Here is a 26469-nt window from a genome sequence, read left to right as displayed (position 1 = left end):
GGCTCGTTGTCCACGTCGACCTCGACGGGCATCAGCTCGTTGTCGACGGGCCTCAGCTCGACCGATAGCTCGGTCGCTTCGCTGTCGACGTCCACGTCGACTGGCCTCTCGTCGGCAACCAGCTCGATCAGCTCGCTGTCCACCTCGACCTCGACGGGCATCAGCTCGCTGTCGACGGGCCTCAGCTCGACCGATAGCTCGGTCGCTTCGCTGTCGACCTCCACGTCGACCGGCCTCTCGTCGGCGACCAGCTCGATCAGCTCGCTGTCCACCTCGACCTCGACCGGCATCAGCTCGTTGTCCACGGGCCTGAGTTCGACCGATAGCACCGTGGCATCGCTGTCGACTTCGACATCGACCGGCCTCTCGTCGGCAACCAGCTCGATCAGCTCGCTGTCCACCTCGACCTCGACCGGCCTGTCGTCCGCGACCAGCTCGATCGGCTCGCTGTCCACCAGCCTCAGCTCGACCAACAGCTCGCTGACGTCGTTGTCCACGTCGACCGCAAGCAGCGTCACGTCGCTGTCCACGGGCCTGAGCTCGACCGACAGCTCGGTCGCCTCGCTGTCGACTTCGACGTCGACCGGCCTCTCGTCGGCGACCAGCTCGATCAGCTCGCTGTCCACGTCGACCTCGACCGGCCTGTCGTCGGCAACCAGCTCGATCAACTCGTTGTCCACGTCGACCTCGACCGGTCTCTCGACGGCCACCAGCACGATCCTGTCGCTGTCCACGTCGACCTCGACGGGTCTCTCGACGGCCACCAGCTCGATCACGTCGCTGTCCACCTCGACCTCGACCGCGATCGAAGCCGCGAAGACGCACTACTACAGCGTCAACGACAACGGCACGCAGCAAGGCAACTACGCCAACGACGGCGCGACGGGCGTCAACTCGCTGGCAGCCGGCGTGAACGCCAGCGCGGCAGGCGCCAGCAGCGTGGCAGTCGGCGACGGCTCGAACGCGCAGACGGCGGGCGCGGTCGCCATCGGCCAGAACGCATCGGCCACCGGCGGCAAGGCGGTGTCGATCGGCTCCGGCAACACCGCGAGCGGCGACGGCGCGGTCGCGATCGGCGACCCGAGCATCGCGACGGGCACCGGCGCAGTGGCGCTGGGCGCGAACGACACGGCGACCGGCACCGGCGCAGTGGCACTCGGCAACGCGAACACGGCAACCGGCAACAGCGCGCTCGCCCTCGGCAGCGCAAACCAGGCCACCGCGGACAACACGATCGCGCTCGGCAATCAGGCGACGGCCAGCGCGATCGGCGCCCAGGCCTACGGCTCGAATGCGAAGGCCACGGCAACCGACGCCCTCGCCTTCGGCACGAACGCGCAGGCCAATGTCGCCAACTCGATCGCGATGGGCGCGAACTCGACCACGGGCAACGCCGTCGGCGTATCGAGCGTCACGGTCGGCGGCATCACGTACCCGGTCTACGGCACCTCGCCAGTGGGCGTCTTCAGCGTCGGCGCACCGGGTGCGGAACGCCAGATCACGAACGTCGCGGCAGGCCGGGTATCGGCCACCAGCACGGACGCGATCAACGGCAGCCAGCTCAACGCGACGAACCAGGCGGTCAACAGCCTGTCCACGTCGACCGCGTCGAACATCGCGTCGCTGTCGACCGGCATCGGTTCGCTGTCCACGGGCCTCAGCTCGACCAACAGCAACCTCACGTCGTTGTCCACGTCGACCTCGACGGCGATCAACTCGCTGTCGACGGGCCTCAGCTCGACGAACAGCAACCTCACGTCGTTGTCGACGTCGACCTCGACCGGCATCGGCTCGCTGTCGACCGGCCTGAGCACGACGAACAGCACGGTGGCTTCGCTGTCGACCGGCGTGACGAACCTCGGCGATCAGGTGAACCAGTTGTCGACCACGATCAACAACAACACGACACGTGCGGCGAACAACACCGGCATCGCGGCCGACATGAACGGCACCGGCAACGACCGGCCGACCGTCACCGCCGGCTCGAACTCGGTGGCGATCGGCGCGAATTCGAACGACGGCGGTCGCTCGAACGTGGTGTCGGTCGGCAGCGACACGCAGCAGCGCCAGATCACGAACGTCGCGCCGGGTACGCAAGGCACCGACGCGGTGAACGTGAACCAGCTGACGGCGGTGCAGACGACGTTGTCGACCGCCTTGTCCGGCCAGCAAGGGCAGATCAACGCGCTGGGTTCGCAACTGCAGCAGACCGACCAGATGGCGAAGCAGGGTATCGCGGCCGTCGGCGCGATGGCGTCGATCCCGCAGCTCGATCGCGACGCCAACTTCGGGATGGGTATCGGCACGTCGACCTTCCTCGGCCAGAAGGCGATGGCGGTCAACATGCAGGCGCGCATCACGGAGAACCTGAAGGCGTCGATCAACGGCGGCTTCAGCGGCGGTCAGAAGGTGATCGGCGCCGGCATGCTGTACCAGTGGAAGTAACCCGTCGCGCCGCCACGCCGCCGGCTCGCGAGCCGGCGGCGCCAGGGGGCCCCGACGGCAGGACGAGCCCGCCGCGCAACGCGCGGCGGGCTTCAGTCAACCCAAGTATTGAGGACGTAACCGTGAACAAACTCGCTCTTGCGCTCGCGCTTTCCGCGCTGGCCCTCGCCGCGTGCTCGACCGCATCCGGCCCGACCTTCAGTGCCTCCGAACTGCAGCCACGCGACGGCGTGCGCACCTTCCAGGTGGACTGCCACGGCCTGCTGTCGGGCCCGCAGACCTGCATGAAGGCCGCCCGCAAGATCTGCGGCGACCAGCCGGTGCGCACCGTCGATTCCGCCCGCGCGCTGCGCGACAATTCCGATCCCGCGACGCTGGTGTTCCAGTGCGGCGCCGCGCCGGCCCAAGCTGCGTCGGCGGCGGAGCCGGCCCCCGCGCCGGCCGCGGTCGAACGCGTCAACCTCGCGGGCGACGCGCTGTTCGCGACGGGCCTGGCCACGCTCACGCCGGCCGCGCGCGCGTCGCTCGACAAGCTGCTGAACGAACGCGAAGACCGCACGTACACGCAGGTGACGGTCACCGGCCATACGGATTCGGTCGGCAACGACGCCGCCAATCTCGCGCTGTCGAAGCGCCGCGCGGAAACTGTCGCAAGCTACCTGAAGGCACACGGACTGAAAGCGCAGGCCGTGTCGGTCACGGGCCGCGGCAGTGCCGATCCGGTCGCGTCCAACGCGACGGCCGAAGGCCGCGCGAGCAACCGCCGCGTCGAGATCTCGCTGCAGCGCTGAGCAGCCGGCCGTCGCGGCCCCGGCGCACCCCGCGCCCGCACGCGACGGCCTCGACCGGCAACGCGCAGCCGCCCCGCCGGCCACCCCGCCCGACCGCACCGACCCCGCTTCGCCGGGGCCCCGGCTCCCGCGCGGGCGGCTATGTCAAAGTTCGTCAGGCCCCCTCCACAAGACGGCGCCTTCCGTGCCACAATCGCCGCAGACAGCTGCCGAGGCGTTCCCGTTCCGCCCGCGTCGCGCGCCGTGACCCGCCCGACGACACACCGGAATCCGGCGGCCGCCCCGCGATCCGCGCCGCTCGACGCATATTCCGGCGCGCCGGCGCGAACACAACCACGACAATCCACGGCGCGCCGTTTCGCGACCACGGCCGAACGCACGACGCCGCAGAGGAAACCAACCGGTGACGGACATCAATCAAGCCGCCTCGGGCGGCACCCGCAAGCAACGGCCGGCCGTCGGCATCTCGCTGTTCGCGCGGGACGGCCAGGCGATCTGGGAAAACGGCATTCACCAGAACATCGCGTTCCTCGCGATGATGCTCAAGCGCTCCGATCGCGTCGGCCCCGTCTATTTCCTGAACGGCGGCGACGCCAACGCGTTTCCGGCCGGGCTCGATCTCGACGGCCTCGACGTGCCGCTCGTGAAGCCTTCCGACGTCACGCACGACCTCGACGTCGTGATCGAGATGGGCGCGCAATTGCCGCTCGAATGGCGCAGGCACATGAAGGCGCTCGGCAAGAAACTCGTCGCATTCTTCTGCGGACACGTCTACGCCGGCCTGGGTGAAACACCGATCTTCGGCAAGCCGTCGGGACACATCTTCAACGACACGCCGTTCGACGAAGTATGGCTGCTGCCGCAGTACGAGAAGACCGGCGCACCGATGCTGCAAACCCTGTTGCGCGCACCGGTGCACCTGATGCCGCATATCTGGTCGCCGTACTTCCTCGATCGCCGCATCGCCGCGCTGGCGAGCGAAGGGCTGACGTTCGGCTATCGGCCCGGCCGTCGCCCGTGGAATCTCGCCACGCTCGAGCCGAACATCTCGGTCGTGAAGTCCTGCCACTACCCGATGCTCGCGTGCGACGAGCTCTACCGCGCGCATCCGGAGGCCGTGCAGCATCTGTTCGTCGTCAACTCGATGCACATGAAGGCCCATCCGACCTTCGTGCACTTCGCGAACAGCCTCGACCTCGTGCGCCAGCACAAGGCGACGTTCGAGCCGCGCATCGACCTGCCGGGCTTCATGGCGCGCCACGCGGACGCCGTCGTGTCCCACCACTGGGAAAACGCGCAGAACTATCTGTACTACGACGTGCTGTACGGCGGCTATCCGCTGATCCACAACTCGACGCTGATCGGCGACGCCGGCTACTACTACCCGGACTTCGATTCTGCCGCAGGCGGCCGCGTGCTGCTCGATGCCTGGCTGCATCACGACGAGCAGCTCGACGACTACCGCGCGAAAGCCGACCGGCTGCTGCGGTCGGTCTCGATCGACAACCCCGCGAACCTCGACGCGTTCGTCTCGCGTCTGGTCGCCTGAACCGGAGAATACGCATGTCGGACTCCAATGCCCGTCAAGCGCCCGGCGAGGGCAAGCGTCTCGTCGTCGGCGTGTCGCTGTTCGTGCGCGGCGCCGGCCAGTCGCTGTGGGAAAACGGCATCTTCCAGAACTGCCTGCTGCTGATCCTGCTGCTGCGCCAGTCGCCGCTCGTCGCTGAAGCCGTGATGGTGAACGGCGGCGAACAGCTCGCCGATCCGCAGATGATGCTCGGCGAATGGGACGTGCCGCTGCTGTCGATGGACGAAGCGCTCGAGCGCTGCGACGTGCTGATCGAAATGAGCGCGCAGTTCGGCGCCGACTACCTGCGCGCGTTCCGCGACCGCGGCGGCAAGGTCGTCACGATGCGGGTCGGCAACGACTACGTGATCGACATCGAGCGGGCGATGTTTGACAAGCCGTCGGGCTTCCTGTTCTCGGGCGCGCCGTACGACGCGGTCTGGACGATTCCGGAATTCGAGCGCTCGTGCCTGCACTATTACCAGACGGGCCTGCGCGCGCCGGTGACGATCGTCCCGCACATCTGGCATCCGATGCTGTTCGACAAGGCACGCGCGACGCTCGGCGCCGGTTTGTCGTTCGGCTATCAGCCCGGCAAGCCGCGCTGGCGCGTGACGATGTTCGAGCCGAACATCTGCATGGTGAAGACGAGCATCATCCCGATGCTGGTGACCGAGGAAGCGTATCGCGCGAAGCCCGATTTCGTCGAATTCGTGCGCGTGTGCAATACGTTGCACCTGAAGGAACATACGACGTTCGTTCATTTCGCGAAGAGTCTCGACATCGTGAACCACGGGATCACGACGTTCGAAAGCCGCTACGCGGTGTACGAGTTCATGGCCGCCTACGGCGACGCGGTGGTGTCGCACACGTGGGAAAACGCGCAGAACTACCTGTACTACGAACTGCTGTACGGCGACTATCCGCTGATCCACAACTCGCCGTTCCTCGGCAAGGCCGGGTATTTCTATCCGGACTTCGACTGCCAGGCCGGCGGCCGCGCGCTGCTGCGGGCATTTGCCGAACACGACGCGAATCTCGATGCATACCGCGAGCAATCGAAGCACGTGCTCGACTCGGTCAGCATCTACAACCCCGACAACGTCGCCGCGTATTCCGACGCGATCGCGTCGCTCTATCGCGACGCTTGACGCGCACCGTCCGCCCGGAGCCGCCGATGAAAATCAATGTCGCGATTACGATGAACGTGCAGCGCGACGCGACGCAGTCGATCTGGTACAACGGCGCGAACCAGCATTGCGTGTACCTGTACATGCTGCTGAAACGCTCGCCGCTGATCGGCGAAGTGTGGCTCGCGCACGACGACGGCATCACCGACTACCCGCAGGCGCTGATGATGGACGCGTTCGGCGACGCGCTGCGGCCGTTGTCGGCGATCGTCCACCAGACCGACCTGCTGATCGAGATGAACGCGTTCGTCGACCCGTCGCACACGGACGCGGTGCGCCGGCGCGGCGGCAAGTGCGTGTCGTACCGCTTCGGCAACGACTACGTGATCGCGGTCGAGACGATCAATTTCGAGAAGAACAACTGGCGGCCGAACCCGAATCGCGTGCAGTTCGACGAGATCTGGACCAACCCGCAGCACATGCACACGTGCGCGGCCTACTTCCAGGCCGTATATCGCGCGCCGGTGATCGAACTGCCGCACATCTGGTCGCCGTACTTCATCGAACGCAGCCTCGACGCCGACCCCGAGCTGAAGGCGCGCTTCGGCTACCGCAACCACGGTCCGGCCAAGCGCATCGCGTTCTTCGAGCCGAACCTGAACGTCGTGAAGAGTTCGATCGTACCGATGCTGGCCGCGAACGCGTGCTACGTCGAGCATCCTGAGCTCGTCGAACACGTGTACATGACCAACACGTTCGACAAGAAGGAAAACGTCGCCTTCAAGCATCTCGCGCTCGGGCTCGAGATGGTGCGCGACGGCAAGGCGACGGCCGACGTGCGCGCGCCGTTCGTCGCGTGGGCCGCGCATCACACCGACATCGTCGTGTCGCACCATTGGGAAAACGGCCTGAACTACCTGCTGTACGACGCGCTGTACGGCAACTATCCGCTCGTGCACAACTCGCCGTTCCTACGCGACGTCGGCTATTACTACCCGGACTTCGAGATCTTCGACGCGGCACGCGCGATCGCGACCGCCGCGCAGACGCACGACGCGCGGCTCGACGACTACGCGGCAGCGGCCCGCCGCTGCCTGCAGCAGGTCGACACGCTCGCCGACCACAACGTCCGCGCGTATTCCGGGCAGATCCAGCGCCTGTTCGCCGGGCGCGCGCTCGTCTGACCGCGCCCGTTCGCCCTCCGCTCATGAAGCACACCGTCCGCCACTTCGTCGTGATCGATTCGATCCACGGCCCGTTCGTCATCGACCGGCACAGCACGCGGCAGGCCGACGCGCTGCTGGAGACCGGCCGGCCGCACAACCAGGGCGAACTCGACACGATCATGCAGGTGATCGACCAGTTGCCCGACGGCGCGCTCGCGGTGGACGGCGGGGCGAATGCGGGACTCGTCTGCGTGCCGATCGCGCAACGCTTGCGCGATCGCGGCGGCCACGTCCATGCGTTCGAGCCGCGGCGCACGCTGTTCCATGCGCTCGGCGGCACCGTCGCGCTCAACCGGCTCGACAACCTTCATCTGCTGAACATGGGGCTCGCGAGCCGCAATGGCACGATGACGGTGCCCGACGCAGACGGCGGGCACCCCGCCGGCGCCGAACCGGCCGCACGCGTCGACGCGCACGCGGCCGACGGCACACCCGCCCCGGCCGTCAGGCTCGATTCGCTCGGCCTGCCGCGCCTCGATTTCCTGAAGCTCGACATCGACGGGATGGAGATCGACGCGCTGCACGGCGCGCGCCTGCTGATCGAAACGCATCTGCCGTGGTGCTGGATCGCCTGCCGGAACGCGGATGACGCACGCGTCATCGATACGTTCGCCGGCCTCGATTACACGTTCTACCGGTTCGACGGGCCGAATCTGTTGTGCGTGCCGAACCCGCGCTGGGACCGGCAACGCCTGTTCATCTCGGGCGAGCCGGTCGGCCGCGTATCCGCCCGGGCAGACGATGACGCGAATGCCGCCGTGTCAGCCGAGGCCGACGACGCGCCCGAAACGCACTGGAACTGCGCGCTCGACCACGAATCCCGCTGCGAATGGGGCCACGCGATCGCCCGCTGGCTGTGCGCGCGCGGCCGGGGCCTCGACGACGATGCGATCGCGTTCCAGCTCGCGTCGTGCTACGGCTTCGCCGGCGCGCCCGATGCCGGGCTCGCGGCACTCGAACGCATCGGCGAACCGGCCGCGCTGCCCGATGCGCTGCGCGGGCGCGTCGAACTCGCGCGCTCGGCGCTCCTGCTGCGTGCCGGCCGGCGCGACGAAGCCGCGCGCGCGACCATCGCCAGCGAGAACGTGCTGACGGCCGCACGGTTCGGGCTGCCGACGGAACGGCTCTACGACGGCCAGCCGCTGCGCGGCAAGCGGCTGCTCGTGATCAGCTACGGCGGGGTCGGCGACCAGCTCCAGTACGCGCGCTACCTGCATGCGCTCGACGGCGTGGCGGTGACGGTCATCGTCCCCGCCGCGCTGGCCGACCTGATGCGCCATACGTTCCCGCGCATCGAAGTCGTCGCCGCACACGGCGCGTGGGTCGACACGTCGCAGATCGCTCACGACTACTGGTGTTCGTTCCTGGTGCTGGCCGCGCAGTTCGGCTACGCGCCGGCACCGGCCGGCGCGCCGGCCGCCTACCTGTCGTGCCCGCCCGAACGGGTGACGGCATGGCGCGAACGCGTCGCGCGCGACGGCAACGCGCCGGGCACGCGCCGCATCGGCCTCAACTGGCGCGGCCGCGACGAAAGCGATGCGCGCTTCCTGCGCGCGGCCAGCCTGCGCGACCTCGCGCCGCTCGCGCGGCTGCGCGGCCATGCCGCATACTGCATCAACCGCGACATCGCCGCGCAGTCCGAGCCGTCGGATCTGCCGGTCACGTTCCCGCATCACGCGATCGGCGATTTCAGCGATCTGGCCGCACTGATGCTCGCGATGGACGCCGTGGTCACCACCTGCACCGCGCACATCCACCTGGCCGGCGCGCTGGGCGTGCCGGCCGTCCTGCTGCTGAGCCCGAAAGCCGATGCGCGCTGGGAAACCGGCTCGCGTACCGCGCTGTACCCGGGAATCCGGATCGTGCGCGCCGCGCATCCGGGCCGCTGGGACGATGCGGTCGACCGTGCGCTGGCGCTCGTGCTGGGTGGATTCGGGAAGGATTGACGAGTGACCTTGCCGCGCGACGCAAGCGGCAGTACTCCTGAAGAGTGTGACGAGAACCTGACGAGGACTTGATGCGCGAACCGGCGTCAAGCCGGCACACGCTGGCCCCGTCGCTCGGCGAACGCACGGCCATGCCGCCGGCCGATGCGCGCAAGCCTCGCGAAACAACGTGCCGCCGCGGGGCCGACAGCGCCGGCCTGTTGCGCCAGGCTGCCCGATACGCCGCATGCGATCGCCGAATCGTCGCCGCAAGCGCCCGCGAACACACCGGCGAAATAGTGTCGCGCCGCGCGCTCGCGACCGTCGGCATCGAGCGGCTTCATCCGGTGAATGTGTTGCGAGACGTCCTTCAGGCCGTGGAGAAACGGCATGACGTCGACCGGTGCAACGGTCGCGTCAATCGCGTCGGCGCCGAGTTGCTCCAGCATCTCGGCCAGTTCGGCGATCGCGACGAGCTCGCGCGCATCGGCCGCCTGCGTGCCCGTTCCGTGCCCGGCCTTCTTCGTCGCCGCCATGCCCACGCCCCTATTCAATTCTTTGTTGTCCGATGCCGGCGCGCCGCGCCCGCGCCGCAGCGTCATGCGGCGGCCGGTGACCGCCATGTAAAGCGGATGCCCTGCGCCCATGAGACGCCGGAATCCAGGATGATCTGCCGGTCGATCTCGTTCTCCACGCCTTCGACGACGACGTGCCGCGCGCTTTCGTGCGCGAACGCGATCAGCCGGCGAAACTGGTAGCGCCCGATCGCGTTGCGCTTGATCAGCGACAGGACCGACCTGTCGAGCTTCACGATGTCGGGATTGCCGACCACCAGGTTGTTCAGCGCGCTGAAGCCGACACCGAAATCGTCGATCGCGACGCGGCACCCGGCCTGGCGGAACCGGTTCACGAACGACCGGCCCGCGACGGGGTTCAGCGGCCCCGTCTCGGTGATTTCGACGACCAGCCGCGCCGCGACCGACGGCTCGCGCTCGAGCCGCCTGAACAGCGCGAGCCACGCGTCGTCCACGACCGCGCTCGTCGCCGTGACGTTGCAGCCGTACACGGCCTTCGGATCGGCGCGCAGCGCGTCGATCGTCCGGCCTACCACGAGCCGGTCGAACCAGCGCATCAGCCCGAGCGATTCGAGGCGCGGCAGGAACGCGAGCGGCGGCAAGACATCGCGCGCCCCCCAGCGCAGCCGCGCGAGGCATTCGTGATACAGCACGCCGCCCGACAAATCGGCGCGGCAAACCGGCTCTCGCGCGAATCCGAGCCGGCTTTCGACGAAACTGCGTACCGACGCAAGGTCGGGGTGATCGTCAGGCGCGCCGAATACGAGATCGATCTCGTCCCGATTCGCTACGCTGTTCGCCTCCAGGCGAGGTTCGACCGCATTCATCCGGCGCTCCGGCAATTGTCGGACCGCCGATGACGGCCCGCGCTCTCGATACATGTGGCGCGAGCCGACCACGACGCGCACCACCGCCTACCCGGCCCAACCTCTTTTTCGATCTTTTTCGGGAGCGTACTTTTTATTCCGGCGTGCCGTCAAATCAGATATTGTCAATGATATTCAAACACCGAAAATACACCACACGCGCACGTCGACAACAGTGCGACAGGTTACACAAAAACGTCGACGATACTCCGATCGATACTGGTTATTTGCACCATCCGAACATCTTCGGGTGAATCGATTTATCGCAAGACCCGTTTCAAAAATCGGATGTTTGAAATATCATATGACAAATGCGCGCCAGCGAAACGCTACCCGGACCCGACGACCGGATTGCTCGCAGCCGCTGGCAAACCGTGCAGCCATTGCGTTGCGACGACGCATTCGGTCTCCACAGAATTCAATTCTGCCGTTTCAAACGATATTGAAAATATTTGAATGATAATCCGACTGACTTGAACGACAATAATTAAGTCGAATTATACGGCAACCATCGATCGAAAGATATTTAACAATCTTTCCGACTAGTTAACCTATAAAATTATTTTTGACGGACTTCCCTCGGAGCCGTCAAATTCGTGCCTTCAAAAACCGTCGAATCTCCCCGGTTCGGCGGTTTCTTTTTTAACGGCTCATTTCTTCAGACATTAACCCGGGACAACCCGGTTGACGGCAGGCGGCGAAATCGAGCCGACCGCCTCGATCGCGCAAATCGCGATCGAACGCACCGCTGGCCGCGGGCGGCGGCGCGTGCCGCGTCGTGCTGCCTTATGCCGCCGTCGCGCCGATGAGGTTCGCGAGCAGCGCGTCGTAGTCAACGACGAGCGCGGGGTTCGCCGACGTATAGCGGCGCAGGATCTCGCGCTGCCGCCGCGCATACCCTTGCCAGTCGTCGTCGTGCGTATGCAGCACGTGCAGCAGCGCCTCGGTGCCCTTCTGCACGTCGTTGCCAGGATAGTAGTAGCCGAGGTCCGGCACGAGGCTCGCGTTGTGCACGAGCGGATAACCCTGCCAGCACACGTCGAAATAGAAATAGTTGAGCGGGTTCGCCCATTGATGCGACACGACGATGTCGGTCATGTCGGCCAGGAACAACGGCGTGTCGAAACGCCCGACGAAGCTCGCCTTGCCCGCGCGCACGATGTCCAGGTAGTTCATCAGCGTCACGAACTCAGGGCTGTTGTGCGCGAGGCGATCGGCGTTCGTCACGTGCGTGAAGCAGATCGCGTCAGGGTCGTGGCGATACGCCTCGTCGATGATCAGCATCGGATACATGCAGAACTTCACGACGTTGTGGTTCGGCTCCATCACCGTCAGCCGCTTGCCCGGTTCGCTGCGCGGCCGGTATTCGCCACGCTCCGGCAGCGATTGTGCACGCGCCTCCAGACACATCGGGTCCCACACGAACGGCACGACGCGCCCCGGGCAACGGCGCAGCGACTGCAGGAACGGCAGCGACGACTCCGCGATCTGCGGAATGGCCCACAATTCGTCGTAGCCGCGGTTGATGAACAGCGAATCCCACATGCGGCGGCCGAACAGTATCGATTCCATCGAGGTGATGTACTCGAAGCCGCAGCAGTAGCTGACGATCTTCGCGCCGCGCGCCTTCAGGTAGGCCGTCTGCTCGCCGTCGATCTGACCGCCCAGCTCGATCACCACGTCGAGCGCATCCTTCATGTCGGCGAACGCGCGCGTGTCGTATACGCGGCGATCCCAAGGCAGCGCGTCGGTAAGCGCCACGTCGGTCGTGTTGACCAGCGTCACGCGATACCCATGCGGCGACGCCATCAACAACTTCGCGAGAAACAACGCGTTCTGCTTGATGCCGTTGATCCACAGGCTTTCGTCGGGGGCGCGCAGGCCGATCGTGATACCGATGCGCAGGCCGTTCAGGGCAGGAGACTTCATCTCGTCGGCGGGGGCGTGATTGAATGGATGCAGTGTAGCTCACGGCAATGGCCACGTGAGCAATCCGCCAGTCTAGCGGAGCGCCGGCCGCCAGACTGTCAGGCATGGTCATACGCGATGCGGCAGCGTTTACAATGGAACAGGAGCCGGTTGTTGGCCCGACACGCGCGAATTGACCGACACTGGAGCACCAGGGCGGATGATCATCAATTTGAACGAATCGCAAATCCGCGCCCTGGACCAAGTGCGCGCCGTCCTCGACGGCACACGGACGCTCGACTTTGCACCCGCCGCGTGCCCTCACGAACGTCGCGAATGGGTCGCGTCCGTGCTGCGGCGCTTTCGCTACGATCAGCTCAAGCGGCCTCACCGCGGGCTCGTGCTGCGCTATCTGCGACGCTTTAGCGGTTTCAGCCGAGCTCACATGACACTGCTGGTACAGCGCTGGGCTCAAGGGCCAAGGCTCGCGTGGCTGAAGGGCACGCCGGCGAATGCCTTCGCCCGTCGCTAAACCGATGAGGACATCATCGCCGTGCACCGGGCTCCCGCGCCAGAGCTCCCTTTAACGATCGTCCCCCAGGAACTTCTCTTCTTCCAGGCTCCTTTTCGCTTTTGGAAAGTACCGACGCAACACGCGATGCTTTCGCACCGGTTATATCCTCCATCGTCCGGTCTCGATTGCAGACTCCATCATTTTAATGGTCAGCGGACGCTCCAGTATTTTATCCCTGGCGCCGGCACTGAACGGAGATCTCAGCACCTCCATCAAAAACTGACCGAATCGCATTTTTCTCGACGGATAGTAATAATCTATATCGAAGTCCGACATATCAACACCGAATTCATCCGAAAGCCTTCTCATTAGCCGCAACATAGCCCGATCGGAAATTTCGAGATCGACACAGAGATCTGTTTCCGGAGAAATTTCGAGCTCGCCCCACAATGGTGAGTCAGCTTCATCCCGCACCATCTCGATTAGACGAGCATCCATTAGATGCGATCCTCCGGCTTGACCAAGTCATTGTACTTGACTGCAGAACGATACATTATGATCGATATGTCGGCAGCGGTAATAACCCATCCAACCACCGGCACGGCCCGCCCGACAAATACACCGAGTTCCCTGGTAAATTTGACCTTCAGAAGCACAAGACTCTTGAATGACGTCACCGTCGGCAAAATTTTGTGCTTGACCTCATAAGGCAGCAATCTCCGCGAAACCCGCGATGCGATCGAGGTTCCCTTGACCGCTCCGCCAAACTTTCCCCTTGTCGGCACGAATCGTTGCCCCAGCAAAATCATTGCGATCCCGACCGCGTCGTCGATACCCAATTCATCGCAGGCTACGTCGATAACAATCAGGAAAAAAAGTTCTGGTGGCGTAAGGTTTCCATGCACCCCGTAATTATATTTCTTCGTCATCTCGATTCGTCTCTCGGCAACGCTCATTTGATGAGTGTGCAGCGCACATGCTGCACCCCGGCTGTTACCGTAGCCTAATCACTCGAACGCGGGCAGGAAGATGCGACCACTTCTCGAGCCGGCCTGACCTTTTTGACGCTTGCAAACGATGGTTACTGTGGCTCGCCCCCCTTCATTTACAAGAGGAAGAAGCCGGCTTGGCTTGACGAAGCAGCCCGGACAAGCCGGCTGTCAATTCTTCAACAACCGTTGCAGCAAACGAACCAGTGCGAAACGGTGCCGCTGTGCCGCCGGTCAACAGTTGGAAACAGTTGAATTGTCAAAAGCCTCGACAGCGTTGCGTGCGTATCATTGTTTTTTTCTGCAGGCAACGAAAGCGACCGTCAACGCGAAATGCGGATATCGTCCTGATGCATTTGCGTCGGACATCCCGCTACAGGATGCTGCCGTAACGATTCAGCAGCACGAGCCACGATGGCCGGCGTCGGTCACCGCTGCGACGCCGGGCCTTTTTCTGCATCGAAGCGCGGAGCTTGCGCCATCCGTGAGAGTCGGCAGCGGCTCTCACGCACACACGTCACTCAATCTTCCGCCATCATCAGCAACTGCGCGCCATCCGCGACCTGGTCGCCGACGCCGTACAGCACTTCCGCGACGACACCCGCGCCGGGTGCGCCGATCGTGTGCTCCATCTTCATCGCCTCCATCACGATCAGCGGCGTGCCGGCCTCGACCTTCTGGCCCGGCTCGACCAGCACCGCGATCACCTTGCCGGGCATCGGCGCAGTGAGGCGGCCGCCGCCATGCTCGGCATCGCCCGCGTGCGCGAGCACGTTGCGCCATTCGAAGGTCTCGGCGACACCCTGCGTGAACACGTGGAAACTGTCGCCGTCCGCATACACCCGGCCGCTGCTGCGCACGCCGTCGAGCGTCACGTCGAAGTCGAGCGGCGTCGCGCCGCGCGTCCACGCGAACGGCTGCGCGGCCGCGTCGCCGGTGGCGAGGCGCGTGCTGCCGCCGTCGTCCTCGTAGGTGACCGTCACGTGCGCTTCGCGATCGGGCGCATGCCATTCGAGCGTGCGGCGATAGCCGCCGTTCAGCCGCCAGTCCGGCAGCGCGCCCCACGGCGACGCGCCTTCCGGTGCGGCCGCGCCGCGTTCGCGCGCGAGCAGTGCCGCGCAGGCCAGCGCGAGCGTCGCGCGCGGCGGCTGTTGCGGTGCGAACAGCGCATCGTGGTTACGCTCGATCAGGCCCGTGTCGAGATCGGCGCTCGCAAACGGCCCGCAGGTGACGATCCGCTGCAGGAACGCGGCATTCGTGTGCAGGCCCACCACCTCGCAGGCTCGCAGCGCGCGCAGCATCCGGCCGAGCGCTTCCGCGCGGTCCGCGCCGTGCACGATCAGCTTCGCGATCATCGGATCGTAGAACGGCGTGATCGCGTCGCCCTCGCGCACGCCGCTGTCGACGCGCACCGGCGCGCCGATCGCGAACTCGACGCCTTCCGGCAGCCGCAGGTGCTTCAGCGTGCCGGTGGACGGCAGGAAGCCGCGCGCCGGATTCTCCGCGTAAAGACGCGCCTCGATCGCATGACCCTGCACGCGCAGTTCGTCCTGCTTCAGCGGCAGCGGCTCGCCCGCTGCGACGCGCAGCTGCCACTCGACGAGATCGAGCCCCGTGACCATCTCGGTGACCGGATGCTCGACCTGCAGGCGCGTGTTCATTTCCATGAAGTAGAACGCTTCGCCCGTCATGATGAACTCGACGGTGCCCGCACCGACGTAATTCACCGCGCGCGCGGCCGCGACGGCCGCCTCGCCCATCGCCTGGCGCACGTCTTCATGCAGCCCCGGCGCCGGCGCTTCCTCGAGCACCTTCTGGTGACGGCGCTGCACCGAGCAGTCGCGATCGAACAGGTAGACGGTGTTGCCGTGCGTGTCGCCGAACACCTGCACTTCGACGTGACGCGGGCGCGTCAGGTATTTCTCGATCAGCACGCGGTCGTTGCCGAAGCTGCTCGCGGCCTCGCGCTGGCACGACGCGAGCGCCGCCGGGAAGTCCTCGGAGCGCTCGACCACGCGCATGCCCTTGCCGCCGCCGCCCGCGCTCGCCTTCAGCAGCACCGGGTAGCCGATCTCGTCGGCTTCGAGATGCAGGTTCGCCGCGTCCTGCTCGTCGCCGTGATAGCCGGGCACGAGCGGTACCGCGGCCGCGTGCATCAGCGCCTTGGCGGCAGCCTTCGAGCCCATCGCCGCGATCGCGTCGACCGGCGGCCCGATGAACGCGATGCCGGCCGCCTCGCAGGCATGCGCGAAATCCTCGTTCTCCGACAGGAAGCCGTAGCCCGGATGGATGGCCTGCGCACCGGTCGCGCGCGCGGCCTCGATGATGCGCTCGATGCGCAGGTAGCTGTCCGCGGCCGCCGCGCCGCCGATGTGCACGGCTTCGTCGCATGCGGCGACGTGCTTCGCGTTCGCGTCCGCGTCGGAATAGACGGCGACGCTCGCGATCCCGAGACGTTTGCACGTCGCGGCGACGCGGCAGGCGATTTCACCGCGGTTGGCGATCAGAATCTTGTCGAACATGGCTTCGATGTCGTCCGGAAAGTTAGGGGCACGCCGTCATTCACGCCACGAAGGCGTGCGTTTCTCGAGGAAGGACGCGATCCCTTCGCGCGCTTCCGCGCCGGCGCGGGTGCGCGCGATCCAGTCGGCCGTCTGCTCGATCAGCGTCGCGTCGAGCGGCCGGCCGGCCACGTCGGCGACGAGCCGCTTGCACGCCTGCACGGCGTCGGGGCCGTTCGCGACGAGCGTCGCGGCCAGCTTCGCGACCGTTTCGTCGAGCGCATCGGCCGGCACCGCGTCGTGAATGAAGCCGAGCGACGCGGCGCGCGCGCTGTCGAACACCTCGGCCGTCGTGAAGTAGCGGCGCGCCGCGCGCTCGCCCATCGCCCGCACGACGTACGGCGCGATCGTCGCGGGAATCAGCCCGAGCCGCGCTTCGGACAGGCAGAACTTCACGCCGTCGGCGGCGATCGCGATGTCGGCCGCCGCGACGAGACCCACGCCGCCCGCATACGCATCGCCGTGCACGCGCGCGATCACCGGCTTGCCGCAGCGATGGATCGCCTCGAGCATGCGCGCGAGCTTGCGCGCGTCGGCGCGGTTCTCGTCGTCCGAGTAACCGGCCATCTTCTTCATCCAGTTCAGGTCCGCGCCCGCGCAGAACGCCGCGCCTTCCGCGGCGAGCACGATCGCACGCACGCCGGCGTGCGCGTCGAGCCATTCGAACGCGGTGGTCAGCTCGGCGATCGTCGTCTCGTTGAACGCGTTGCGCACGTCGGGCCGCGCGAGCGTGACGGTCGCCACGCGGCCGGCTTCGCTTACCTTGATCGTTTCGTATCGCATCGGTCAGCCCTCCCGGCCGTTACATGCGGAACACGCCGAAGCGCGTGTCGTCGATCGGCGCGTTCATCGACGCGGCGAGGCCGAGGCCCAGCACGTCGCGCGTCTGCGCGGGGTCGATCACGCCGTCGTCCCACAAGCGCGCACTCGCGTAGTACGGATGCCCCTGGCGCTCGTATTGGTCGCGGATCGGCTGCTTGAATGCCTCTTCGTCCTCGGCCGACCACGCGCCGCCCTTTGCCTCGATGCCGTCGCGGCGCACGGTCGCGAGCACCGACGCCGCCTGCTCGCCGCCCATCACCGAGATCCGCGCGTTCGGCCACATCCACAGGAAACGCGGGCCGAATGCGCGGCCGCACATCCCGTAGTTGCCGGCGCCGAACGAACCGCCGATGATCACGGTGAACTTCGGCACCTTCGCGTTCGACACGGCCGTCACCATCTTCGCGCCATGCCGCGCGATGCCTTCGTTCTCGTACTTGCGGCCGACCATGAAGCCCGTGATGTTCTGCAGGAACACGAGCGGAATCTTGCGCTGGCAGCACAGCTCGATGAAATGCGCGCCCTTCACGGCCGATTCGGAGAACAGGATGCCGTTGTTCGCGACGATCCCGACCGGATGGCCCCAGATGTGCGCGAAGCCCGTGACGAGCGTCGTGCCGAAGCGCGCCTTGAATTCGTCGAACTCCGAATCATCGACGATGCGCGCGATCACCTCGCGCACGTCGAACGGCTTGCGCGTGTCGACCGGAATCACGCCGTACAGGCTCTTCGCGTCGTAGCGCGGCGGCTTCGGTTCGCGCAGCGCCACCGGCGACGCGATCTTCGGCGCGAGGTGACCGACGATGTTGCGCGCGATCGACAGCGCATGCGCGTCGTTCTGCGCGAGATGGTCGGCCACGCCCGACAGGCGCGTGTGCACGTCGCCGCCGCCGAGATCCTCGGCGCTCACTTCCTCGCCGGTCGCGGCCTTCACGAGCGGCGGGCCGCCGAGGAAAATCGTGCCCTGGTTCTTCACGATGATCGACTCGTCGCTCATCGCCGGCACATACGCGCCGCCCGCCGTGCACGAGCCCATCACGACCGCGATCTGCGCGATCCCCGCAGCGGACATCGTCGCCTGGTTGAAGAAGATGCGGCCGAAGTGATCGCGATCGGGAAACACGTCGTCCTGGTTCGGCAGGTTCGCGCCGCCCGAATCGACGAGATACACGCACGGCAGCCGGTTTTCCGCGGCGATTTCCTGCGCGCGCACGTGCTTCTTCACGGTCATCGGGTAGTAGGTGCCGCCCTTGACCGTCGCGTCGTTGCACACGATCACGCACTCGCGGCCCGCGATCCGGCCGATGCCGGTGATCACGCCCGCGCCCGGCGCGTCGTCGTTGTACATGCCGTTCGCCGCGAGCTGCGACAGCTCGAGGAACGGCGCCCCCGGATCGAGCAGTTGCGCGATGCGGTCGCGCGGCAGCAGCTTGCCGCGCGACAGGTGCTTGTCGCGCGCGGCCGGGCCGCCGCCCTGCGCGAGCTGTTCGATCTTCGCGCGCAGGTCGGCGACGACCGCCTCCAGCGCCGCGGCGTTCGCGCGGAATTCTTCCGAACGCGGGTTCAGTTTCGATTCGATGATCGGCATCGACGGGGCTCCGTTCGCGTGACGTGGGGCGTTACATCGTTTCCGCGAACAGCTCGCGGCCGATCAGCATCCGGCGGATCTCGCTCGTGCCGGCGCCGATCTCGTAGAGCTTCGCGTCGCGCCACAGGCGCCCGACCGGGTATTCGTTGATGTAGCCGTTGCCGCCGAGGATCTGGATCGCCTCGCCGGCCATCCACGTCGCCTTCTCGGCCGTGTAGAGGATCACGCCCGCGCAGTCCTTGCGCACCTGGCGAATATGGTCGCTGCCCGCCGAGTCGAGATGGCGGCCGACCGCGTACAGGTACGCGCGGCACGCCTGGAACGTGGTGTACATGTCGGCGACCTTGCCCTGGATCAGCTGGAATTCGCCGATCGACTGGCCGAACTGCTTGCGGTCGTGGATATACGGCACCACCGCGTCGAGACACGCGGCCATGATGCCCGTCGGGCCGCCCGACAGCACCGCGCGTTCGTAGTCGAGGCCGCTCATCAGCACCTTCACGCCGCCGTTGAGCTGGCCGAGGATGTTCTCCTCCGGCACCTCGACGTCCTGGAACACGAGTTCGCCCGTGTGCGACCCGCGCATGCCGAGCTTGTCGAGCTTCTGCGCGACCGAGAAGCCCTTCATCCCCTTCTCGACGATGAATGCGGTGATGCCGCGCGGGCCGGCGTCGATGTCCGTCTTCGCGTAGACGACGAGCGTGTCGCAGTCGGGGCCGTTGGTGATCCACATCTTCGTGCCGTTGAGCACGTAACGGTCGCCGCGCTTGTCCGCGCGCAGCTTCATGCTGACGACGTCGGAGCCCGCGTTCGGCTCGCTCATCGCGAGCGCGCCGATGTGTTCGCCCGACACGAGCTTCGGCAGGTACTTCTGCTTTTGCGCGTCGGTGCCGTTGCGGTGGATCTGGTTCACGCACAGGTTCGAGTGCGCGCCGTACGACAGGCCGATCGACGCCGATGCGCGCGAGATCTCCTCCATCGCGACCATGTGCGCGGTGTAGCCCATGTTCGCGCCGCCGTATTCCTCGGCCACCGTCATGCCGAGCACGCCGAGATCGCCGAACTTCTTCCACAGATCCATCGGAAACTGGTCGGTGCGGTCGACCTCCGCCGCGCGCGGCGTGATTTCCTTCGCCGCGAACGTCGCGACGGCGTCGCGCAGCATCTCGATGTCCTCACCGAGCATGAATTGCACACCGGGCAGGTTGATCATGTCTCCTCCGTCTCCAGAAAGTGGGTCGCACGCGCCGATTTCTGAGTTTCGCTCAAATCGGATCAATGCGTCGATTCATTAAGCCAATACAGCGGAAATTTTGCACAGTTTCGCGCCTCGTCTGGCTTGCCGTCAATAGTTTTTTGAGTGACACTCAGATATCATTGCGAGATGACAGCCGCTACCGCCGACACCATGACCGCCACCGCCAAAGCCGATCGCGCCGAGCCGTCACGCGCACCCGCCGGGCGCAAGTCCCAGCAGCGCGTGCAGGACATCCTGCGCGCCGGCCGCGAAGTGTTCGCCGAAAAGGGCTACGAGCATGCGACGGCCGCCGAGATCGCGCAGCGCGTCGGCGTGTCGGAGGCGACGGTGTTCAGCTACTTCCGCGGCAAGCGCGAGCTGTGCGCGCGCGTGATCGCCGACTGGTATGACGAAATCATTGCCGCGTTCGAACTCGGGATGCCGCAGGACGCGCCGGTGCAACAGCAGTTCGCGTTCATCGTGCGCACGCACCTGCGGCTGATGCTGGTGAACGGCACGGGACTGTGCGCACTGGTGCTGTCGGAGGGGCGTGCGAAGCAGCATGCGCTGAGCGACGAGCTCACCGCGCTGCAACGCCGCTACACGGCGCCGCTGATGGACGTGCTCGCGCGCGGCCAGGCGGCCGGGCAGGTGCGCCGCGACATGCCGCTGAGCCTGCTGCGCTCGATGGTGTTCGGGCCGATCGAGCACGTGCTGTGGGATGCGATCCTCGGGCACCGCAAGCTCGATACGGAAACGACGGCCACGCAGCTGATCGACATGCTGTGGGCGGCCGTGCAGCCGCCCGCGCCGGAGCAGGCGGCGCTGGTGCGCTTCAGGAACGAAGTCGCGGAAGCGGTGCGGCGGCTGGAAGGCGAAGCGTCACGCCCGTGACGCCGGCAGGCGGTGCGGCGCGCCTGGCGCCTTGCCGCATCACCCGCTCCATCGAGCCGAGTCCAAGCGCTACGACTCTTCGCCGACCCGCAGCGGCGCGCGGCTCTGCTCGTTGTTCAGATGGACGAACTTGCGCAACAGGCGCATCAGTTCCTGCGAATCGTCCTCGCCCATGCCGTCGAACAGGCCGGCGCGCAATTCCTTCACCGACGGAATCAGGTGCGTGAGCAGCTCGACGCCCGCAGGCGTCAGCAGCAGGCGCCGCTGACGCCGCGGCAGCACTTCGCGGACGATCAATCCTTTCGCCTCGAGCCGGACCGCGAGATCGGCAGTGGTCGACGTGTCGAGCGCCACCCGCTGCGCGAGCGTCACCTGATCGAGCCCCGGACACTCGTAGAGCATCCGCAGGACCGCGTACTGCACCGGCGTCACGTCCCGGCCCAGCTTCTCGTAGAACATCGCGACTGCGATCTGGTGCGCGCGCCGGATCAGGTGCCCGGGCTCGTCGTACAGGTCGAGCGGGAAAACCGGCGTGTCGGCGGGATTCGTTTTTTCCATGAATGAGTCGATGACATAGGCGGCGCACGCCGTTGCGTGCGCCGACGGCATGGCGCTGCCTCGCGCCATTTCCCGGGAAAACCAGTATACCGCTCGCCTTGCTCCAGCCAATCTCAATGAGTACACTGAATCACATTCAGTACACGGAATGACGAGTTGCCGCGTACCGGCGGCACCGCCCTGAAGGAGACGAACAACGTGTTTCTCAAGAACGCTTGGTATGTGGCCTGCACGCCCGACGAGATCGACGGCAAGCCGCTGGGACGCAAGATTTGCAACGAATCGATGGTGTTCTACCGCGCGGCGGACGGCCAGGTCGCCGCGCTCGAGGATTTCTGCCCGCACCGCGGTGCGCCGCTGTCGTTGGGTTTCGTGCGTGACGGCGTGCTCGTGTGCGGCTATCACGGGCTGGAAATGGGCTGCAACGGCAAGACGGCCGGCATGCCGGGCCAGCGCGTCGGCGGCTTCCCGCCGATCCGCAGCTTTCCGGTGGTCGAACGGTACGGATTCGTGTGGGTCTGGCCGGGCGACGCGTCCGAAGCCGATCCCGCCAGGCTGCCCGCGCTGCAATGGGCCGAAGATCCGGCCTGGGCGCACGGCGGCGGCCTGTATCACATCCGTTGCGACTACCGGCTGATGATCGACAACCTGATGGACCTCACGCACGAGACCTACGTGCATGCGACGAGCATCGGCCAGAAGGAGATCGACGAAGCCGCGCCGAAGACCACCAGCAATGGCGACGAAGTCGTCACCAGCCGCTTCATGGAGAACGTGATGCCGCCGCCGTTCTGGCGGATGGCGCTGCGCGGCAACGGCCTTGCCGACGACGTGCCGGTCGACCGCTGGCAGATCTGCCGCTTCACGCCGCCGAGCCACGTGATGATCGAAGTGGGCGTCGCGCATGCGGGCCACGGCGGCTACGACGCGCCGGCGGAGCTGAAGGCGTCGTCGATCGTGGTCGACTTCATCACACCGGAGACGGACACCTCGATCTGGTACTTCTGGGGGATGGCGCGCAACTTCCGGCCCGACGATCACGCGCTGACCGCCGAGATCCGCGAAGGCCAGGGCAAGATCTTCGCCGAGGACCTCGAGATGCTCGAGCGCCAGCAGCTCAACCTCGAGCAGTGGCCGGAGCGCAAGCTGCTCAAGCTCAACATCGACGCCGGCGGCGTGCTGTCGCGCAAGGTGATCGAGCGGCTGCTCGCCGAGGAAAATGCGGCGAGCCCGCAGCGGCCCGTGATTCCGGTCGCGCAGATCAAGGAGGCGTCATGAGCGCCGCGACGCTGACGGTCCGCGTGGCCCGCAAGTGGCAGGAAGCGCGCGACATCTGCGGCTTCGAATTCGTCAGCGACGACGGTTCGCCCCTGCCGCGCTTCGACGCCGGCGCCCATATCGACGTGCATCTGCCGGGCGGGCTCGTGCGCCAGTACTCGCTGTGCAACCACCCGGAGCACGGCGATCGCTACCAGATCGCGGTGCTGCGCGATGCCGACGGCCGCGGCGGGTCGCGCGCGATTCACGACGAAGTCCGGCAAGGCGATACCGTGCGGATCGGCATGCCGCGCAATCAATTCCCGCTCGCGCCCGACGCCCCGCACCACCTGTTGCTCGCCGGCGGAATCGGCGTGACGCCGATCCTCAGCATGGCCGAACGGCTGTTCTCGTCCGGCCTGCCGTTCGACATGCACTACTGCGCGCGTTCGACCGATCGCATGGCCTTCGTCGAGCGGATCAACGCCGCCGGGTTCCATGACCGCGTCCGCTTCCACGTCGACGACGGCGACCCCGCGCAACGCTTCGACCTCGCCGCGGTGCTCGCCGCCGCGCCGGAAGGCACGCACCTGTACGTATGCGGCCCGCGCGGCTTCATGGATGCGGTGCTGAACGCCGCGCGCGAGCGCAACTGGGCCGAAGCGCGGCTGCACTACGAGTTCTTCGGCGGCGCGGTCGAGTCGTCCGGCGCGGATCGCGCGTTCCAGGTCCGGATCGCGAGCAGCGGCAAGGTGATCGACGTGCCGGCCGAATGCACGGTCATCGCGGCGCTGGCGGCCAACGGCATCGACGTGCTGACGTCGTGCGAACAAGGCGTATGCGGCACCTGCATGACGCGCGTGCTCGAAGGCGAGCCCGATCATCGCGATTCGTATCTGACGGAAGCGGAACAAGCGGCCGGCGACCAGTTCATGCCGTGCTGCTCCCGATCGCGAAGCGACCTGCTGGTCCTCGATCTGTAGACGGACCGCCCGATACGCGGCGGCCAACCACAATACTGGAGACGATCAATGGAACGACCTGCCCAGGCCCCCATCAGTACTGCTCAATTCCCGGTCGATCGATGGTGGGTCGCCGCGCTGTCATCCGAACTGACGGACCAGCCCGTCGCCCGCACGTTGCTCGGCCGTCCGGTCGTGCTGTTCCGGTTGCCGTCCGGGGAAGTCGGCGCGCTGGAGGATCGCTGCTGCCACAAGTCGCTACCGCTGTCGTGCGGCTCGCTCGAGGCGCGCGGCCTGCGCTGCGGCTATCACGGGCTGCTGTTCGACCGCGGCGGCACCTGCGTGGAGATTCCCGGCCAGGAACGCATTCCGGCGAAGGCATGCGTGGCGTCGTATCCGGTGCGGGAGCAGGACGCGATCGTATGGATCTGGATCGGCGCCGACGCACACGCCCAACCGACCTGCGCGCCGCCGCGCTATGCGTTCCACACGGATCCGCAATACCGGTTCGGCGGCGGCCACTACCATTACGACGCGCCGTATCAGCTGATTCACGACAACCTGATGGACCTGAGCCACCTCGGCTACGTTCATCTGAAAACGATCGGCGGTAACGCGCCGCTGCATATGGGCGCGGAAACCCGCGTCAGCAGCGAAGGCGACACGGTGACGCTGGTCCGCCGGATGCCGGCGTCCGACCCGCCGCCGACCTACACGGCCGCGTGGCCGTTCGCGGGCCGCGTCGACCGCTGGCAGGAAATCGAATTCCACGTGTCGCATATCCGGATCTGGACCGGCGCGATGGACGCAGGCACCGGCGACCTTCACGACCCGGCGCGCGGCGGTTTTCACATGCGCGGCTTCCACGGCATCACGCCCGAGACGGAAACGACGACGCACTACTTCTGGACCGTCGCGACCAATCCGCAACACGACGTCGAACGCATCGCGCAAACCGTCATCGAGCAATCCGCGGCGACGTTCGACGAAGACAAGACCGTGATCGAAGCGCAATACCGGAATCAGTTGCGGTTTCCGGACTGCCGCCAGATCGACATTCATGTCGACGCGGGCCCCAATCGCGCGCGGCGCGTGATCGAGCGGCTGCTGCTGCAGCCCGACCCCGCGTAACCCTCGCCCCGGCGCGCGAACGACGCGAGCCGGCCGCGACGGGCGTTCCCCGGATTGCCCGTCAATCCACGCATTCGCTTTCGTCCCATTCGCCGCTGCCGGCTTCGATTTCATCCCATTCGATTAGTCATACTATTTTTATCAAGGATCTTTGACGTGAGCGATAATATCCGCAATACGATCGACGCGTCCCCGATGAGCGCGTTCCAGACGATGGCGGTCACGGCCTGCGTCGTGCTGAACATGCTCGACGGCTTCGACGTGCTGGCCATCGCGTTTGCCGCGCCGCACCTGGCGGCCGAGTGGAAACTGAGCGGCAAGGAAATCGGCCTGCTGCTGAGCGCCGGGCTGGCCGGCATGGGGATCGGCTCGGTGCTGATCGCCCCGCTGGCCGACCGCGTCGGCCGCCGCCGCATCATCCTGCTCTGCCTCGCCGTGATCTCGACCGGCATGCTGGCCTGTGCGGCCACGCACAGCACGTTGCAACTCGCCGTCGCGCGTGCCTATACGGGGCTCGGCATCGGCGGGATGCTCGCAAGCCTGACCGTCATCAGCGGCGAATACGCATCGAACAAATGGCGCAGCGCCGCGATCGGCATGCAGTCGACCGGCTACGCGATCGGCGCCACCGCGGGCGGCGTTCTCGCCGGTTACCTGTTGTCGGTATGGGGATGGCGCAGCGTGTTCGCGTTCGGCGGCATCCTGACCTTGATGGCGATCCCGATGGTGCTCGCACTGCTGCCGGAATCGCTCGACTTCCTGCTGGCGCGACGTCCGGACGACGCGCTGCAGAAGATCAACCGCATCCTCGCGAGAATGAAGCGCGCGCCGATCGATGCGCTGCCGGCCGCGAGCGCATCCATCGACACGGCGAGCCCCGCCTCAAGTTGGACAGCCGTGCTGCGCGCGCCGCTCACGCGTCGCACGATCGCGCTTTGGATCGCATTCTTCCTCGTGATGGGCAGCTTCTATTTCGTCGTCAGCTGGACGCCGAAGCTGCTGGTCCAGGCCGGCCTGTCGGCCTCGCAGGGTGTGACCGGCGGCGTGCTGCTCAACCTCGGCGGCATCGCGGGCGCGTCGCTGTTCAGCCTGCTGTCGACCCGGTTCGGCCTGCGCAGCCTGCTGGGCGCGACGCTGTTGCTGGGCGGCGCACTGATGGTCGCGTTCGGCGCGAACACCGGCTCGCTCGGCACCGGGATGATCGTCGCGGTGTTCCTCGGCGCCGTGATCAACGCGTGCGTGGCCGGCATGTACGCGCTGTCGCCAACGCCCTATCCCGCCGAGATCCGCACGACCGGCATCGGTCTCGCGGTCGGCATCGGCCGCCTCGGCGCGATCCTGTCGCCAATGACGGTCGGCGCGCTGCTGGACGACGGCTGGTCCGTGCCCCATCTCTATTTCGCGTTCCTCGTGCCGATGGCCGGCGCGGCGATCGCCGTCGCCGTGGCGGGCGCGCATGTCGCGGCGCCGCACCGGCAACGCGATCCGGCGATCTCGTAACACGCGACACCCGCAGTCCTGCC

At 66.4% G+C, this 26469-nt stretch carries 22 protein-coding genes; 12 read left to right on the top strand and 10 right to left on the bottom strand.

The annotated features are described in order from the left end of the window. The 6 genes from DIE02_RS28495 to DIE02_RS28470 form a co-directional block, all read left to right on the top strand. On the top strand, positions 1 to 2445 hold a 2445-nt coding region (locus DIE02_RS28495; RefSeq protein ID WP_185702664.1), incomplete at its 5' end, for a YadA family autotransporter adhesin. 122 nt (positions 2446 to 2567) lie between these two features. Next, positions 2568 to 3236, top strand: a complete 669-nt coding sequence (locus DIE02_RS28490; RefSeq protein WP_124530000.1) for an OmpA family protein — start codon at positions 2568 to 2570, stop codon at positions 3234 to 3236. 403 nt (positions 3237 to 3639) lie between these two features. Next, complete coding sequence (locus DIE02_RS28485) at positions 3640 to 4785, top strand: DUF2827 domain-containing protein (RefSeq protein WP_124529998.1); 1146 nt, start codon at positions 3640 to 3642, stop codon at positions 4783 to 4785. A gap of 14 nt (positions 4786 to 4799) precedes the next feature. Next, positions 4800 to 5954, top strand: coding sequence for a DUF2827 domain-containing protein (locus DIE02_RS28480; protein ID WP_124529996.1), 1155 nt, complete (start codon positions 4800 to 4802; stop codon positions 5952 to 5954). Positions 5955 to 5980: 26 nt separating this feature from the next. Continuing rightward, entirely contained in the window at positions 5981 to 7117 is a 1137-nt protein-coding gene (locus DIE02_RS28475) for a DUF2827 family protein (RefSeq protein ID WP_124529994.1), read from the top strand. Positions 7118 to 7140: 23 nt separating this feature from the next. Continuing rightward, entirely contained in the window at positions 7141 to 9105 is a 1965-nt protein-coding gene (locus tag DIE02_RS28470; RefSeq protein ID WP_124529992.1) for an FkbM family methyltransferase, read from the top strand. Positions 9106 to 9191: 86 nt separating this feature from the next. Here DIE02_RS28470 and DIE02_RS28465 read toward each other — a convergent pair whose 3' ends face one another. The 3 genes from DIE02_RS28465 to DIE02_RS28455 all read right to left on the bottom strand — a co-directional run bounded on the left by DIE02_RS28465 (position 9192) and on the right by DIE02_RS28455 (position 12454). Continuing rightward, positions 9192 to 9620 (bottom strand): hypothetical protein, encoded by a 429-nt coding sequence (locus DIE02_RS28465; RefSeq protein WP_124523341.1) that lies wholly within the window; start codon positions 9618 to 9620, stop codon positions 9192 to 9194. A 62-nt stretch (positions 9621 to 9682) separates the two neighbouring features. Then, complete coding sequence (locus DIE02_RS28460) at positions 9683 to 10486, bottom strand: EAL domain-containing protein (protein WP_044847404.1); 804 nt, start codon at positions 10484 to 10486, stop codon at positions 9683 to 9685. A gap of 825 nt (positions 10487 to 11311) precedes the next feature. Beyond that, positions 11312 to 12454 (bottom strand): DUF2827 domain-containing protein, encoded by a 1143-nt coding sequence (locus DIE02_RS28455; RefSeq protein WP_124529990.1) that lies wholly within the window; start codon positions 12452 to 12454, stop codon positions 11312 to 11314. Between the two features lie 199 nt (positions 12455 to 12653). On the opposite strand from DIE02_RS28455, the gene DIE02_RS28450 reads away from it, so the two are divergent. Then, positions 12654 to 12965: a hypothetical protein gene (locus tag DIE02_RS28450; protein ID WP_124529988.1), complete on the top strand. Its 312-nt coding sequence runs from the start codon at positions 12654 to 12656 to the stop codon at positions 12963 to 12965. A gap of 141 nt (positions 12966 to 13106) precedes the next feature. On the opposite strand, the gene DIE02_RS28445 is transcribed toward DIE02_RS28450, so the two are convergent. The 6 genes from DIE02_RS28445 to DIE02_RS28420 form a co-directional block, all read right to left on the bottom strand. Continuing rightward, complete coding sequence (locus DIE02_RS28445) at positions 13107 to 13445, bottom strand: DUF1493 family protein (RefSeq protein ID WP_124488644.1); 339 nt, start codon at positions 13443 to 13445, stop codon at positions 13107 to 13109. Then, positions 13445 to 13876, bottom strand: coding sequence for an STM2901 family protein (locus DIE02_RS28440; RefSeq protein WP_124488645.1), 432 nt, complete (start codon positions 13874 to 13876; stop codon positions 13445 to 13447). Before DIE02_RS28440 ends, DIE02_RS28445 begins: the two co-directional genes overlap by 1 nt. Before the next feature lie 581 nt (positions 13877 to 14457). Next, a complete protein-coding gene (locus tag DIE02_RS28435) occupies positions 14458 to 16458 on the bottom strand; it encodes an acetyl/propionyl/methylcrotonyl-CoA carboxylase subunit alpha (protein WP_124529986.1) in 2001 nt (666 codons plus the stop codon). 36 nt (positions 16459 to 16494) lie between these two features. Beyond that, on the bottom strand, positions 16495 to 17280 hold the full coding sequence (locus DIE02_RS28430; RefSeq protein ID WP_014898432.1) for an enoyl-CoA hydratase/isomerase family protein: 786 nt from the start codon (positions 17278 to 17280) through the stop codon (positions 16495 to 16497). A gap of 19 nt (positions 17281 to 17299) precedes the next feature. After that, positions 17300 to 18907 carry a carboxyl transferase domain-containing protein gene (locus DIE02_RS28425; protein ID WP_124488648.1) on the bottom strand — a complete coding sequence of 536 codons (1608 nt, stop codon included), beginning with the start codon at positions 18905 to 18907 and terminating at the stop codon, positions 17300 to 17302. 31 nt (positions 18908 to 18938) lie between these two features. Continuing rightward, positions 18939 to 20120: an isovaleryl-CoA dehydrogenase gene (locus tag DIE02_RS28420; protein ID WP_059532493.1), complete on the bottom strand. Its 1182-nt coding sequence runs from the start codon at positions 20118 to 20120 to the stop codon at positions 18939 to 18941. 171 nt (positions 20121 to 20291) lie between these two features. Here DIE02_RS28420 and DIE02_RS28415 point away from each other — a divergent pair, with 171 nt between their 5' ends. Beyond that, entirely contained in the window at positions 20292 to 21038 is a 747-nt protein-coding gene (locus tag DIE02_RS28415; protein WP_124529984.1) for a TetR/AcrR family transcriptional regulator, read from the top strand. Positions 21039 to 21107: 69 nt separating this feature from the next. On the opposite strand, the gene DIE02_RS28410 is transcribed toward DIE02_RS28415, so the two are convergent. Next, positions 21108 to 21596, bottom strand: a complete 489-nt coding sequence (locus DIE02_RS28410) for a MarR family winged helix-turn-helix transcriptional regulator (RefSeq protein WP_124529982.1) — start codon at positions 21594 to 21596, stop codon at positions 21108 to 21110. Between the two features lie 198 nt (positions 21597 to 21794). Between DIE02_RS28410 and DIE02_RS28405 the strand changes: the two genes are divergently transcribed. The 4 genes from DIE02_RS28405 (at position 21795) to DIE02_RS28390 (ending at position 26446) form a co-directional block, all read left to right on the top strand. Further along, on the top strand, positions 21795 to 22874 hold the full coding sequence (locus DIE02_RS28405; RefSeq protein ID WP_124529980.1) for an aromatic ring-hydroxylating dioxygenase subunit alpha: 1080 nt from the start codon (positions 21795 to 21797) through the stop codon (positions 22872 to 22874). After that, positions 22871 to 23836, top strand: a complete 966-nt coding sequence (locus tag DIE02_RS28400) for a PDR/VanB family oxidoreductase (RefSeq protein WP_124529978.1) — start codon at positions 22871 to 22873, stop codon at positions 23834 to 23836. The genes DIE02_RS28405 and DIE02_RS28400 overlap by 4 nt, the downstream gene beginning before the upstream one ends. Before the next feature lie 48 nt (positions 23837 to 23884). After that, positions 23885 to 24946 carry an aromatic ring-hydroxylating dioxygenase subunit alpha gene (locus DIE02_RS28395; protein WP_124529976.1) on the top strand — a complete coding sequence of 354 codons (1062 nt, stop codon included), beginning with the start codon at positions 23885 to 23887 and terminating at the stop codon, positions 24944 to 24946. Between the two features lie 156 nt (positions 24947 to 25102). After that, the gene (locus DIE02_RS28390; protein WP_124530004.1) at positions 25103 to 26446 is read left to right on the top strand and encodes an MFS transporter; all 1344 of its coding nucleotides are present in this window, start codon (positions 25103 to 25105) and stop codon (positions 26444 to 26446) included. Positions 26447 to 26469 lie beyond the last annotated feature (23 nt).

It is taken from the genome of Burkholderia sp. Bp8991 (genome assembly GCF_003853795.1).
GTDB lineage: Bacteria > Pseudomonadota > Gammaproteobacteria > Burkholderiales > Burkholderiaceae > Burkholderia.
This window is presented reverse-complemented; position numbering and strand designations above follow the sequence as displayed.

What these genes read in the sequence shown, in the direction of transcription:
- DIE02_RS28470 (WP_124529992.1), top strand. Translation starts at nt 7,141, where the DNA reads ATGAAGCACACCGTCCGCCACTTCGTCGTGATCGATTCGATCCACGGC.
- DIE02_RS28440 (WP_124488645.1), bottom strand. Translation starts at nt 13,876, where the DNA reads ATGACGAAGAAATATAATTACGGGGTGCATGGAAACCTTACGCCACCA.
- DIE02_RS28395 (WP_124529976.1), top strand. Translation starts at nt 23,885, where the DNA reads ATGGAACGACCTGCCCAGGCCCCCATCAGTACTGCTCAATTCCCGGTC.
- DIE02_RS28425 (WP_124488648.1), bottom strand. Translation starts at nt 18,907, where the DNA reads ATGCCGATCATCGAATCGAAACTGAACCCGCGTTCGGAAGAATTCCGC.
- DIE02_RS28445 (WP_124488644.1), bottom strand. Translation starts at nt 13,445, where the DNA reads ATGGATGCTCGTCTAATCGAGATGGTGCGGGATGAAGCTGACTCACCA.
- DIE02_RS28475 (WP_124529994.1), top strand. Translation starts at nt 5,981, where the DNA reads ATGAAAATCAATGTCGCGATTACGATGAACGTGCAGCGCGACGCGACG.
- DIE02_RS28480 (WP_124529996.1), top strand. Translation starts at nt 4,800, where the DNA reads ATGTCGGACTCCAATGCCCGTCAAGCGCCCGGCGAGGGCAAGCGTCTC.
- DIE02_RS28415 (WP_124529984.1), top strand. Translation starts at nt 20,292, where the DNA reads ATGACAGCCGCTACCGCCGACACCATGACCGCCACCGCCAAAGCCGAT.
- DIE02_RS28435 (WP_124529986.1), bottom strand. Translation starts at nt 16,458, where the DNA reads ATGTTCGACAAGATTCTGATCGCCAACCGCGGTGAAATCGCCTGCCGC.
- DIE02_RS28400 (WP_124529978.1), top strand. Translation starts at nt 22,871, where the DNA reads ATGAGCGCCGCGACGCTGACGGTCCGCGTGGCCCGCAAGTGGCAGGAA.
- DIE02_RS28420 (WP_059532493.1), bottom strand. Translation starts at nt 20,120, where the DNA reads ATGATCAACCTGCCCGGTGTGCAATTCATGCTCGGTGAGGACATCGAG.
- DIE02_RS28410 (WP_124529982.1), bottom strand. Translation starts at nt 21,596, where the DNA reads ATGGAAAAAACGAATCCCGCCGACACGCCGGTTTTCCCGCTCGACCTG.
- DIE02_RS28450 (WP_124529988.1), top strand. Translation starts at nt 12,654, where the DNA reads ATGATCATCAATTTGAACGAATCGCAAATCCGCGCCCTGGACCAAGTG.
- DIE02_RS28460 (WP_044847404.1), bottom strand. Translation starts at nt 10,486, where the DNA reads ATGAATGCGGTCGAACCTCGCCTGGAGGCGAACAGCGTAGCGAATCGG.
- DIE02_RS28455 (WP_124529990.1), bottom strand. Translation starts at nt 12,454, where the DNA reads ATGAAGTCTCCTGCCCTGAACGGCCTGCGCATCGGTATCACGATCGGC.
- DIE02_RS28465 (WP_124523341.1), bottom strand. Translation starts at nt 9,620, where the DNA reads ATGGCGGCGACGAAGAAGGCCGGGCACGGAACGGGCACGCAGGCGGCC.
- DIE02_RS28430 (WP_014898432.1), bottom strand. Translation starts at nt 17,280, where the DNA reads ATGCGATACGAAACGATCAAGGTAAGCGAAGCCGGCCGCGTGGCGACC.